At 68.8% G+C, this 11,345-nt stretch carries 12 protein-coding genes; 3 read left to right on the forward strand and 9 right to left on the reverse strand.

Translation table 11 applies throughout. The annotated features are described in order from the left end of the window. The 5 genes from B2U11_RS00315 to B2U11_RS00335 form a co-directional block, all read right to left on the reverse strand. A partial coding sequence (locus B2U11_RS00315) for a replication-associated recombination protein A (protein ID WP_292068966.1) occupies window positions 1-827 on the reverse strand: 827 nt, incomplete at its 3' end. A gap of 69 nt (window positions 828-896) precedes the next feature. Next, entirely contained in the window at window positions 897-2,288 is a 1,392-nt protein-coding gene (locus B2U11_RS00320; RefSeq protein ID WP_414632918.1) for a Do family serine endopeptidase, read from the reverse strand. A 121-nt stretch (window positions 2,289-2,409) separates the two neighbouring features. Further along, the gene (locus tag B2U11_RS00325; RefSeq protein WP_292068969.1) at window positions 2,410-2,829 is read right to left on the reverse strand and encodes a molecular chaperone DnaJ; all 420 of its coding nucleotides are present in this window, start codon (window positions 2,827-2,829) and stop codon (window positions 2,410-2,412) included. Between the two features lie 11 nt (window positions 2,830-2,840). Further along, window positions 2,841-3,683, reverse strand: coding sequence for a division plane positioning ATPase MipZ (locus tag B2U11_RS00330; RefSeq protein ID WP_292068970.1), 843 nt, complete (start codon window positions 3,681-3,683; stop codon window positions 2,841-2,843). A 109-nt stretch (window positions 3,684-3,792) separates the two neighbouring features. Beyond that, complete coding sequence (locus B2U11_RS00335) at window positions 3,793-4,419, reverse strand: SPOR domain-containing protein (protein ID WP_292068971.1); 627 nt, start codon at window positions 4,417-4,419, stop codon at window positions 3,793-3,795. A 75-nt stretch (window positions 4,420-4,494) separates the two neighbouring features. On the opposite strand from B2U11_RS00335, the gene panC reads away from it, so the two are divergent. After that, window positions 4,495-5,355, forward strand: a complete 861-nt coding sequence (gene panC / locus B2U11_RS00340; protein ID WP_292068972.1) for a pantoate--beta-alanine ligase — start codon at window positions 4,495-4,497, stop codon at window positions 5,353-5,355. Window positions 5,356-5,359: 4 nt separating this feature from the next. Here the strand turns inward: panC and B2U11_RS00345 are convergent, their stop codons facing one another. From B2U11_RS00345 to B2U11_RS00355, 3 genes are all read right to left on the reverse strand, one after another. Further along, window positions 5,360-6,127 (reverse strand): chorismate mutase, encoded by a 768-nt coding sequence (locus B2U11_RS00345; RefSeq protein WP_292068973.1) that lies wholly within the window; start codon window positions 6,125-6,127, stop codon window positions 5,360-5,362. A 273-nt stretch (window positions 6,128-6,400) separates the two neighbouring features. Continuing rightward, window positions 6,401-6,976 (reverse strand): prephenate dehydratase domain-containing protein, encoded by a 576-nt coding sequence (locus B2U11_RS00350; protein WP_292068974.1) that lies wholly within the window; start codon window positions 6,974-6,976, stop codon window positions 6,401-6,403. A 161-nt stretch (window positions 6,977-7,137) separates the two neighbouring features. Beyond that, on the reverse strand, window positions 7,138-8,511 hold the full coding sequence (locus tag B2U11_RS00355) for a class II 3-deoxy-7-phosphoheptulonate synthase (protein WP_292068975.1): 1,374 nt from the start codon (window positions 8,509-8,511) through the stop codon (window positions 7,138-7,140). Between the two features lie 128 nt (window positions 8,512-8,639). Between B2U11_RS00355 and B2U11_RS00360 the strand changes: the two genes are divergently transcribed. Continuing rightward, a complete protein-coding gene (locus B2U11_RS00360) occupies window positions 8,640-9,152 on the forward strand; it encodes a hypothetical protein (protein ID WP_292068976.1) in 513 nt (170 codons plus the stop codon). 209 nt (window positions 9,153-9,361) lie between these two features. After that, on the forward strand, window positions 9,362-10,732 hold the full coding sequence (locus B2U11_RS00365; protein ID WP_292068977.1) for a tyrosine-type recombinase/integrase: 1,371 nt from the start codon (window positions 9,362-9,364) through the stop codon (window positions 10,730-10,732). Window positions 10,733-10,932: 200 nt separating this feature from the next. On the opposite strand, the gene B2U11_RS00370 is transcribed toward B2U11_RS00365, so the two are convergent. After that, window positions 10,933-11,298 carry a single-stranded DNA-binding protein gene (locus B2U11_RS00370; RefSeq protein ID WP_292068978.1) on the reverse strand — a complete coding sequence of 122 codons (366 nt, stop codon included), beginning with the start codon at window positions 11,296-11,298 and terminating at the stop codon, window positions 10,933-10,935. Window positions 11,299-11,345 lie beyond the last annotated feature (47 nt).

Below are 11,345 nucleotides of genomic sequence, written 5' to 3' on the forward strand. Positions count from 1 at the left end.
CCCCCGTTCAGCATCCGCGCCAGCCAGTACAGCGCCGCGTCCGGGTCCGATCCGCGCACTGACTTGTGCAGGGCGGAAATCAGATTGTAGTGCTCCTCGCGACTCTTGTCGTAGGCGGGCGCCCGGCGTTGCAACACCCCCGCCAGGCCCTGAACGTCCAGCGCCTGCCCCTCCGGCAGGTCGAACAGCACTTCCGACATGGTCAGCAGATAGCGCCCGTCCCCGTCGGCCAGGGCCAGCATCGCCTGGCGCGCCTCGTCGGTCAGCGGCAGGTCGCGCTCCATGTGCGCCTCGGCGCGTCGCAGAAGCTGGTCCAGGGCGGCGTCGTCCAGCCGCTTCAACACATAGACCTGACTGCGGGACAGCAGGGCGCCGTTCAGTTCGAAGCTGGGATTCTCGGTCGTGGCGCCGACCAGGGTCACGACCCCCGCCTCCACGAAGGGCAGAAATCCGTCCTGCTGGGCGCGGTTGAACCGATGGATCTCGTCGACGAACAACAGGGTCGACTGGCCGGCCGCGCGCCGCATCCGCGCCGCCTCGAACGCCTTCTTCAGGTCCGCGACGCCCGAGAAGACGGCGCTGATCGCCTGGTATTCATAGCCCGCGGCCTTGGCCAGCAGCCGCGCGATCGTCGTCTTGCCCGTACCTGGCGGCCCCCAAAGGATCATGGAGCCCAGGCGACCCGCTTCGATCATGCGTCGGATCGGCCCGCCGTCGCCCAGCAGGTGATCCTGTCCGACCACCTCCTCCAGCGACGCCGGACGCAGACGGTCCGCCAGGGGGGCGTCGGGCGGATGGATGCCAGAGGCTTCGAACAGATCGCTCATTCGGGCTCGCTCTTGAGGAAGCGATCCATGTAGTCGTTCGCCCTCTTCTTTTCACGCGCTTGGCGTCGCTCAGCCCGGCATCCGGCCCGTCAGTTCGCGACCGCCGCGCAGGATCACCACTTCCGATCCCGCCCGCGCGCGCTGCAGGTCGGAGACCGAGGCGACCTCCCGCCCGTCGATGCGCCGGATCACGTCGCGCGGCCGCACGCCGATGCGCGCCGGCAGGCTGCCCCGCGCCACGCCCGTCACAAGCACGCCGCGCAGGAAGGGATCGCCTCCCAGACTGTCGGCGAAGGCCGGGTTCAACGGCACGATGCGCAGGCCCGCCAGGCTGCCCGAGGACACGGTCGAACCGTCGCCCGGCTTGGCGTCGCCCGGCAGGGCCTGGACGCGGGCGTTCAGCGTCTGCGCGCGCCCGTCGCGCAGCACCGTCACCTGCACCGTGTCGTTCGGCGCCTTGGTGCCGATACGGTAGTTTAGGCCGCCCTGGTCGTTGATCTCCACACCGTCCACGGCGGTCACGACGTCGCCCTGACTGATGCCCGCGCGCGAGGCCGGGCTGTCTGGATAGACGTCGGTGACCACCAGCCCCTGCGGCCGATCCAGGCCCAGGCTGCCGGCGATGTCGCTGCTGACCGTGTCGCCCTTCACCCCCAGCCAGGGCCGGACCACGGTCGTCGCGCCCCCCACGGCGGAATCGACCACCCGCTTGACCATAACCGCTGGCACGGCGAAGCCGACGCCGGACGAGGTGCCGCTGCGCGAGAAGATGGCCGTGTTGATGCCGATCAGATCGCCGTCCATGTCCACCAGCGCCCCGCCCGAATTGCCGGGATTGATCGCCGCATCGGTCTGGATGAAGGAGCCGCTGTCGGAAATGCCCGTCTCCGTCCGATTCAGCGCCGAAATGATGCCATTGGTCACCGTCTGGCCAACCCCGAACGGATTGCCGATGGCCAGCACCAGGTCGCCGATCTGCTGCTCCTCCTGATCGTCGATACGCAGGAACGGCAGGGCGCCGTCGACGCCCTGCAGCTTCAGCACGGCGATGTCGCTGCGTTGGTCGGCCAGGACCACTTCGGCGGGGAATTCACGGCGGTCGTTCAGCACGACCTTGATCTCCGACATCCCCTCGATGACGTGATAGTTGGTCACCACCGTGCCGTCGGCGCGCACAATCACGCCCGACCCCACCGACTGGGCCACCCGTGCCTGCGGGCCGAACAGCTGGAAGAAGGGATCGGCGCTCTGCACCCGCTGGACGCCGCGCGCGGCGATATTGACCACGGCCGGCGCGGCTTGGCGCACCACGGGGGCGAAGCTGGCCTTCATCGCCGCGGAGTCGCCCGGAACGACGCGGGGCTGTTCGGCGAACACCCCTTCCTGGGCCTTGGAGTTGTCGGGATTGCCGCAAGCCGACAGGGCCAGGGCGGTGGCGAGCAGGATCGAACGGGTCTTCATCATCTTCCGACGCATGAGGCTTGAAGCGCCGCCATACCGCACCGTCTTTCGGGCCGGATCATGACGACGCCGGGATTCCAAACGACCTTGGCGGCGCGCCGTTCCGATTCCGCCGAGCGGCTCATCGCCGCCGCAGCAGCCGGTCGCGTGCGGCGTTGACTCTCGCCGCCAGGCCCTCGGTTCCGCCCTGGTCGGGGTGCGCGCGCGTCATGACCCGCTTCCAGGCCGTTCGGATTTCCGTGTCGGACGCGCCTTTCGACACGCCCAGCACCGCCCGGGCGTCGGCCTCGCTCATCGGTTCGGATCGAACCTGCGGCCGCGCGCGAGAGCACCAGGCCAGGTACAGCCCTGCTCCGGCCAGGGCGCCCGCCGCCAGCCAGGCGCCGCGAAACGCCGCCAGCGCCCCGCCGGCCAGAAGCACCGCCCCCAGCAGCGTCGCCGTCACGCGCCAATGGCCCCGCCCGCGCCGCTCGGTCTGGCGTCCCAGTCGCACCAGGGCCCAGACGGCGATCGCCGCCAGCGCCAGGCCGATCAGCATCATGCCTCAGTCTTTCAGGCGGCCACGTCCAGCGGCTGGTCGCTCAGCGCCTGCTCCAGGCCCATCGCCTTCATCAGGTTGCGCATTTCCTGGCGCGCCGCAACGTGGGCCAGCGACACGGCCACGGGCCGCACCTCGTTGGACAGGTCCGCCACCGTCAGGCCGAAGGGGAACAGCTCGCGATAGATGACCCGGTCGCGCAGGCCCGGTCCGACCCGGAAGCCGACCCGCTTGGCCAGCTTGGTCATCCGCTCTTCCAGGCGTTTGCGGTTGCGCGCCTCGGCCACCTGCAGTCGGTTGGTGACCACCAGCCAGTCGATGGTCGCATGGCGGCCCTGGGCGATGGCGCGATGCTTGCGCGCTTCCCAGACGCTCTCGGAATAGATCGACGGCTTCAGCAGCTCCAGCGACACCGGATCCACCTCGCCCAGCAGGTCGAAGTCGACGAAGCTGTCGTTCATCGGCGTCACGATCTGGTCGGCGCGGGCGTGGGCGGCGTTGGATACGGCGGTGTCGCCGCCGGGCGTGTCGATCAGGATGCAGTCGACCCCGGCCGCGGCGGCCTCGTCGAAGGCGCGATCGAACGCCGCGATCTGGTCCTCGACCGGCGCCTTGGCCAGCGCCTTGCCGTCGCCCATGTCCGGGATCATCGGCTGGGGCAGGTCATGGCCGTTGGCGGTCAGCCAGCTGGCGCGGTTGGTGAAGAAGCGCTGCATCGACCGCTGGCGCAGGTCCAGGTCGATGATCGCCACGCTGCGGCCGGCGTGCAGCAGGCCCGTGACGATGTGGATGGCCAGGGTGGACTTGCCCGCCCCGCCCTTTTCGTTGCCGAGGACGATCACATGCGGTTGCGTCATGAAGGCAGCCTCTACGGACGGCCGAACGACTCACGTTCGACCTGGGGAGACCGCTAGAGTCGGTCCCCGCGCCCGAAACGTCAACGACCCGTTAATCTCCGCCTGTGGATCAGCCGGCGCGTCGGCACCAGGGATCGTTCACCCCGGCGGCGCGGCACACCTCGGCGGCGGACCGTCCAGGGGCGACCTCGACCTTCAGCCGCGTCAGGGTCCGCTCCCCCACAGAGACGGTCTCGAAGCGCGGGCTCAGTCCCGCCATCGCCGGATCACCGCCCCGCCTCGCCCATGCGGCCCGCGCCGCCGTTTCACTGGCGTAGGCCCCCAGCTGGATCACCCTGATCGGGTTGGCCGGCGGGGTCTGGCCGGACGGTTCGGACGGCGCGCGATCCGCCTCGGGCCTAAGCGTCGGGGCCGATGTCGCCTCGACCACGGGCTCGACCGCGCGCGTGGCGATCACCCGCAGGCCGGTCTGGGCGTCGCGGGCGTCCCACATGTCGTGCGGGTCCATCACCGCCACCTTGACCGGGCTGAACGCGGCCGGACGCAGGCCCCTCTCGGCGCTGGGCGCGCGGGCCGATCCGTTGGGCTTCAGCGGCACGTCTATGGCCGCCACATGATCCGCCAGCGCCTCGAACCGCCCCTGCCCCTGATCTTGGGAGCCGCAACCGGCCGTCATCAGCGCCAGGCTGGCGACAGCGGCGATCAGAACTGGACGGGTCGCTTCTGCGGGCGTCATAACCGCGACCCTAGCCGCCAGCCTTTGAGGTCTGGTTCAGAAACAGCCTTAAGCCGAAAGGTTAACCGCTCCGCCATGACCGACGCCTCCCCCCTCTCCGTGGTCCGTACCGTCGCGGACCTGCGCGCCGTCGTCGGCGACTGGAAGCGACAAGGCCTGAAGGTGGCGCTGGTTCCCACAATGGGCGCCCTGCACGAGGGTCACCTGACCCTGGTGCGCGAGGCGGGTCGGCGCGCCGACCGCGTCGTGGCCTCCAACTTCGTCAATCCGACCCAGTTCGCCGCGCATGAGGACCTGGGCCGCTATCCCCGCCAGCAGGAAGAGGACGCCCGCCTGTTGGCCGGCGCCGGCTGCCACCTGATGTTCGCGCCGACGGTTCAGGAGATGTATCCCGACGGCTTCGCCACCTCCGTCGCGGTTGCGGGTCCGGCGCTGGAGCTGGAGGGCGCCTTTCGCCCGGCCATGTTCGGGGGCGTGGCCCTGGTCGTGACCAAGCTGTTCAACCAGGTCCAGCCCGACGTCGCCGTCTTCGGCGAGAAGGACTATCAGCAGTTGGTGGTGATCCGGCGCTTTACCCGCGACCTGGACCTGCCGATCCAGATCGTCGGCGCGCCCACCGAGCGCGATGGCTGGGGCCTGGCCCTGTCCTCGCGCAACGCCTACCTGTCGGAAAGCGAACTGGAGATCGCCCGTCGCCTCAACGGCGTGCTGGCCGAGGCGGGCGTCATGGCCGGGTCCGGCCGTCCTCTCGCCGAAGTGGAGAAGACGGCCGCAGAGGCGCTTGTCGCGGCCGGGTTCGACCGCGTGGACTATGTCGCCGTTCGCCGCGCCGACGATCTGTCGCCGTTCGAGGTCGACGTGGCCGGAGGCCCCGGCCGCATCCTGGCCGCCGCCTGGCTGGGCCAGACGCGGCTGATCGACAATATGGCCGTCTGAACGATCAGCCGATCGCGCCCACGCAGCCTTCGGCCTCGCCGGGCGTCAGGTCGGCGTCGGTCAGGGCGATGGTCCAGCCGTGGTGGGTGTTCAGCCCCCAACGACGCGCGCCGCCGCCGTCGCCCGCGTCGCCGCCGGCGGTGACGATGACACGGCGGCCCTTGGGCAGCGCCGGCGGATCGATCTTGCCCACGGCCAGGGAGGTCGGCGTTTCGCCGCCATAGCCGTCGAACACGCTCAGCATCGACCACTCGCGACGCAGGCCCATCCACCAGGCGTCTTCCGTGTTGACGGCCAGGACGGCGATCCCGTGGCCCTCGGCGGCGAAAGCCAGGGCCTTCTGCGGATCGCGCACCATCTTGATGTCCGCCGCCGCGCCGAAGCGCAGGCGTGCGCCGTCATAGGCGCGGGTCGGTTCGATGGGGGCCCAGACCTGGACCTGCAGGCGGCCCTGCCGCGCCAGGCCCCAGCCGACGATTTCGCGCCACAGATGTTCGACCGCCTCTGCGTTCTCGGGCTGGGCTTTGGCCAGCATTCGCGAAAGCACCGTCTGTTCGCGATCGGGGCGCAGCTTGGTGTGGGGGCCGGTCGGCGCGTCCTTGGCGCGGCCCACCGTGGCGGCGACCGCCAGGCGATGTTCGAACAACGCCAGGATCTGATCGTCGATGCTGTCGATTTCGGCGCGCAGAGCGGCCAGGGCGGTCTGTTCGGGGGTCATTGCGGCGTCCTCAGGCCAGACCTGGCGGACGGCGGCGGAAAGGGATTGGGTCACGGAAAAAGTCTTTCGGCGGAATGGAATTTCGATATGCGGGCAGGCCGCCGCTCGGGTCAGGAGCGGTCGCCGGCGAGGCTGTCAGGAGCGAGGAAAGCCCGACGCCTCAGCCGGCGTATCGAAAGCCGTAAAAGCCGAAATAATAGCCGGCAGCCGCGCGCGAACGGGCAAAGGATACAGCAAGGGCGCGCGAGCGGGACATGGGTCCGTGTCCGGTTGAGCGGATCGAAGGCGATCCGAGGCCGCCTTAAGACACGCAAAGACCGTGCGCCGTCAACCCGCTTCGGCGCTCAGCAGGACGAAACGCGTTCGGTTATCGCCGGAATCCTGTAAATCGTTGCGCAGAATCGACAGACCATAAACTTCGGCGGCGTTGCGGGGGGCGATGGCGGCCTGGGTCGGATCGCCCGCCTCGGCGACATCGCGGGCCGCTCCGGCGGTGTCGAAATGCTCGACCACGTTCAGCTTCATCCCCTTTAGCGTCTGCTCGCACTGAGCCAGGGCGATCGGGTGGCTCAAGACCCGGCGCAGGTCGTGAATGCGCGCGCCTTCCAGCCCCATCAGCGCGTGTCGGATCGGCCGCCACGCCTCGGCGACCACCCGCAGGCCGGATTCGCGCACCAGGGTCGCCGCCGGTTCCACCGCGCCGATCGAGGAGTTCTCGACCGGAATCAGGGCGCAGTCGCAATCGCCTGACGCCAGCGCGTCGATCGCCGCCTGGAAGGTCTCGAACGCCACCGCCTCGTCCCACGGACGCAGCGCCGTGCAGGCCTCGTGGCTGAAGGCCCCCGGCGCGCCCTGATAGGCCACGCGGCCGGGCTTCTCATGTTGATTGGCAGGCGTTTCCATATCCGTCACTCCCGGCTTTCGCCGCGAGCCCATCCTTGAGCGTGGCAGGCAGAAGAAGCGGCCTCCATGGCCGCCTCATGGCCGCATTTTCACGTATCTGGGGCGCCGCTGCCGTTCACCACAAGAGCGATGAAAGACACGCTCGACCGGAACGAGCCCGATCAGGCCGCCTCGGATCGGCTCACCCGGCCGGACTTCAACCGCTCGGCCACCAGGAACGCCAGCTCCAGCGCCTGGTCGGCGTTCAGGCGTGGGTCGCAGTGGGTGTGATAGCGGTTGGACAGGTCGTCCTCGGTCACCGCCTGGGCGCCGCCGATGCATTCGGTGACGTTCTGGCCGGTCATCTCCAGGTGGACGCCGCCGGGGTGCACCCCTTCCGCCTCCGCCACGTCGATGAAGGTCCGCACCTCGCCCAGGATCCGGTCGAACGGCCGGGTCTTGTAGCCGTTGCCAGCCTTCAGCGTGTTGCCGTGCATCGGGTCGATCGACCAGATCACCTTGCGACCCGAGGCCTTCACCTCGCGCATCAGCTTGGGCAGGCGCTCGCCGACCTTCTCGTGGCCGAAGCGGCCGATCAGCGTCAGCCGGCCCGACACATTGTCCGGGTTCAGCGCGTCGATCAGCGGCAGCAGATCGTCGGCCGTCATCGTCGGCCCGCACTTCACGCCGATGGGGTTTTTGATCCCCTTCATGAACTCGACGTGGGCGCCGTCCAGCTGGCGGGTGCGTTCGCCGATCCACAGCATATGGGCCGAGGTGTCGAACCATTCCCCGGTCGAACCGTCCAGGCGCGTCAGCGCGCTCTCGACATTCAGCAGAAGGGCCTCGTGGCTGGTGAAGACCTCGACGCGGCTCAGGTCCGGATGGGTATCCGGCGTGACGCCGACCGCCTCCATGAAGGCCAGCGCCTCGGTGATCTTGTCGGCCAGCTCACGGTACTGCGCTCCCGCCTCGTTGTCGCCGGCGAAGCCCAGCGTCCAGCGGTGGATGTTGTACAGGTCCGCATAGCCGCCGCCGGCGAAGGCGCGCAGCAGGTTCAGCGTCGAGGCGGACTGGTTGTAGGCGCGCAACAGACGCTGCGGATCGGGCACGCGCTCTTCGGGCGTGAACCCCATCCCGTTGATGATGTCGCCGCGATAGCTGGGCAGTTCGACGCCGTCGATCTCCTCGACCGGCGCAGAGCGCGGCTTGGCGAACTGGCCGGCGATGCGGCCCACCTTCACCACCGGCTTGCGGCCGGCGAAGGTCAGCACCACCGCCATCTGCAGGATCAGGCGGAAGGTGTCGCGGATGTTGTCGGTCGAGAACTCCTTGAAGCTCTCGGCGCAGTCGCCGCCCTGCAGCAGGAAGGCCTCTCCCCGCTCCACCTGCGCCAGTTTCGACGTCAGGTGACGCGCCTCGCCGGCGAACACCAGCGGCGGCAGCGCGCGCAGTTCATCCTCCACGGCCTGAAGGGCGCGAGGATCGGGATAGTCCGCCGGCATGTGCAGGGCGGTCTTGGTTCTCCAGCTTTCGGGGGTCCAGCGTTGGGTCATGATGTGCGCAGGATAGGGCCTTGCGCGGGGCGGAACAACAGATTGTGCACAGGATGTGCGCCGCGCCGACCGGAACCGCACTGCACGGAAACGGTTAAGCTTCCTAAGCCTGTCTTCGGAGCATCGAAATGCACGCACGCCCTCTTTCCGTCATCCTTGTCGCCGCCTTCGCCGCCTCGGGCTGCGCGCAGATGTCGTTCGACCGCGGCGCGGACCGTTTCCAGGGCGGCGTGGGCGAAGCGGCCTCCGCCCCGCTCCAGGACCTGAACATCCAGCAGACCGAGATCCCGCAGGTTTTGGTTGAGGCGCGCGGCGCGCCCTACGCCCGCACCGGCCTGCGTCGCTGCTCGGACATCTCGGCCCAGGTCGCCCGCCTGGACGAGGCGCTGGGCCCCGATCTGGATCAGTCCCAGCAAGGCCCCGGTCGCGACGAGCAGGCGGCGGACCTGGCGTTGGACGCGGTGCGCGACACCGCCTCCGACCTGATTCCCTTCCGCAGCTGGGTCCGGCGGCTGTCGGGCGCGGCCCAGCACAGCCGCGAGGTTCAGGACTCGATCAAGGCCGGTCTGGTCCGGCGCGGCTTCCTGAAGGGCCTGGGCCAGCAACGCGGCTGCCGTCCGCCCGCCGCGCCGGCGGTCTGATCCGGACGCGAGCCGTCATTGGCCGCGCCCTTGAGCGCAGCGACCAACGTGACCGATTGGAAAGAAAATGGTGGATGCGACAGGGATTGAACCTGTGACCCCCTCGGTGTGAAGCGCCTCGATGGGGGTTTCAGGGCTTTTCACGAAGTGCCGTTATACAAAATAATCTATATAGAACAAATAGATAATGTTTCTTCGTTTTTCAGCGCATGTCAATCAATCCTGCATTTTCTGCCCCACTACTGCCCCACCGACTGCTATACTCGTCCGATGCACCCCCTCAGTATAGCGGGCAGAGTCAAGGTTTGCGTGGGACCCAGATCAGCACGGATCGTCAGATCGCCGGCTTGAAGCCCGCCGGGAAGGCCTACGAAATCGGCATCGCCAAGAGTCGAGGCCTGTGCCTGAGAATATTCCCCACCGGCGCCAAGAATTTCGAATTCCGCTATGTCGCGGCCAACGGCGCCCGCCGGCGGCTGGCCCTGGGCGGGTATCCCGACCTGTCGCTCTCCGAAGCTCGATCCAAGGTCGCGGCCCTCCGCGTCGCCGTCGTCGACGGGGCCGATCCCGCGGCCGCCCGGGTCGCGGCGCGCGAGCGCGCGCGGATCGGCGAGACGTTGAACGAACTGGCCGAAGCGTACTGGCGCGCGGCCGCCGTCGGGCTTCACGGGGGTCGCCGGCGGCCGAAGCGGGCCTCCACCATCGAAAGCGAGCGCCAGACCTGGAAGAACCATATCAGGAGCAGTCTCGGGGAGCGCCCCTTCACCGAGATCAAGCGCTCCGACATCAAGGTCTTCATGAGAGCGCTTGTGACGGAGGGCGGCCTGGCGGCCGCCAGCGTCGCGTCGATCGGCGGCCTGCTCCATGCGGTGTTCGGGTTCGCGGTGCTTGAAGAACGCCTGGACGGCAATCCAGTGGCGGGACTCGCCCGGCCCCTGGCGCTGACCTCGCGGGAGCGCATGTTCGACGACGAGGCCCTCACCACCTTGTGGGGCGCGGCCGAAGCGGCCTGTCGGCCCCGGCTGGCGGGGGAGAAGACCGCCGGCGTCCATGCGCGCCTGGACCGGGTCATGGGCCTGGCGATCCGTCTGCTCATGCTGACCCTGACGCGTCGAAACGAGATCGCCGGCGCGCGGAAGGTCGAGTTCGACCGGAAGGCCGGGCTGTGGACGATCCCCTCCGAACGCGCCAAGGCGAAGCATCAGCACGTGGTTCCGTTGGGTCCGGACGCCCTGGAGGTCGTGGACGCGGCCTGGGCCCTCTCACCGGACAGTCCGTTCCTCTTCCCGTCGCCAAGGACGCCGGGCCAGCCCCTCGATGCGCACGCCATCACCCGCGCCTTCGCCCGGACCTGCGTCCGCAAGAAATTGGCTACCGGCTCGCCGCACGACATCCGGCGGTCGGGAGCGACGACCCTGACAGGTCGATACGGCGTGAGCCGCTTCATCATCAGCCTGATCCTGGGACACACCCCGCAGGGCGGCGCCGCCGTGACGAGCGTCTATGACCGCCACACCTATGTGCCCGAGAAGCGCGAAGCCCTTCAGCAGTGGGCGGACCATCTGCCGTGGCCTCGTTGAAGCAGATGCAGTTGAAGCCGGTGGTGCGCTCGCCCGGCGTGCCGTCGGCGCGCCGGAAGCGGGTGGTCTCCAGCACGCGGAAGCTCGCGCGCTTCTTGCCCGAGCCCTGGGCCGACAGGATGGACGGGTCGGCGGCCAGATAGCCTTCGAGGGTGAGGGTCTGCATGGTCAGTCTCCTGAGGATGAAATTCGGTTGAGGATCAGGCGGCGGCGCGATCGGATTCGCGGGCGTCGACGGTGTCGGGGTCGCGGGCCTCGGCCCAGTCGAGGACGGTCAGCCGGTTCACCACCAGTTCCTTGGCGGTGCGTTCGGTCCCGTCCTTGGCGGCGTAGGCCGTGTCGATGAAGGCGCCGACGACGACGGCTTCGCAGCCTTGGGCCAGTCCGCGGGCGATAACCTTCTCGTTGAGCCCCTTCGACCAGCTGACGCAATTGACCCCGACGAGCCGGTCCTTGCCGGCGGCGTCGACGCCGCGCTTTTCGAGCAGCCGGAACACCGCCTTGGCGAAGTCCGGGCTGATCTGGGGGTCGGCCGCCAACCGGCCGGTGAACACCATGGTCTGCATGTCAGTCTCCTATTGATCCGAAGCGCCGGGGAGCCGATCTCCCCAAT

This window comes from Brevundimonas sp. UBA7534, assembly GCF_002479325.1.
Classification (GTDB): domain Bacteria; phylum Pseudomonadota; class Alphaproteobacteria; order Caulobacterales; family Caulobacteraceae; genus Brevundimonas.

Excerpts from the sequence above, each read along its gene's own strand:
- B2U11_RS00320 (WP_414632918.1), bottom strand. The coding sequence starts at position 2,288 with ATGAAGACCCGTTCGATCCTGCTCGCCACCGCCCTGGCCCTGTCGGCT.
- B2U11_RS00335 (WP_292068971.1), bottom strand. The coding sequence starts at position 4,419 with ATGACGCCCGCAGAAGCGACCCGTCCAGTTCTGATCGCCGCTGTCGCC.
- B2U11_RS00360 (WP_292068976.1), top strand. The coding sequence starts at position 8,640 with ATGCACGCACGCCCTCTTTCCGTCATCCTTGTCGCCGCCTTCGCCGCC.
- B2U11_RS00355 (WP_292068975.1), bottom strand. The coding sequence starts at position 8,511 with ATGACCCAACGCTGGACCCCCGAAAGCTGGAGAACCAAGACCGCCCTG.
- B2U11_RS00330 (WP_292068970.1), bottom strand. The coding sequence starts at position 3,683 with ATGACGCAACCGCATGTGATCGTCCTCGGCAACGAAAAGGGCGGGGCG.
- B2U11_RS00365 (WP_292068977.1), top strand. The coding sequence starts at position 9,362 with ATGTCAATCAATCCTGCATTTTCTGCCCCACTACTGCCCCACCGACTG.
- B2U11_RS00370 (WP_292068978.1), bottom strand. The coding sequence starts at position 11,298 with ATGCAGACCATGGTGTTCACCGGCCGGTTGGCGGCCGACCCCCAGATC.
- panC (WP_292068972.1), top strand. The coding sequence starts at position 4,495 with ATGACCGACGCCTCCCCCCTCTCCGTGGTCCGTACCGTCGCGGACCTG.
- B2U11_RS00325 (WP_292068969.1), bottom strand. The coding sequence starts at position 2,829 with ATGATGCTGATCGGCCTGGCGCTGGCGGCGATCGCCGTCTGGGCCCTG.
- B2U11_RS00350 (WP_292068974.1), bottom strand. The coding sequence starts at position 6,976 with ATGGAAACGCCTGCCAATCAACATGAGAAGCCCGGCCGCGTGGCCTAT.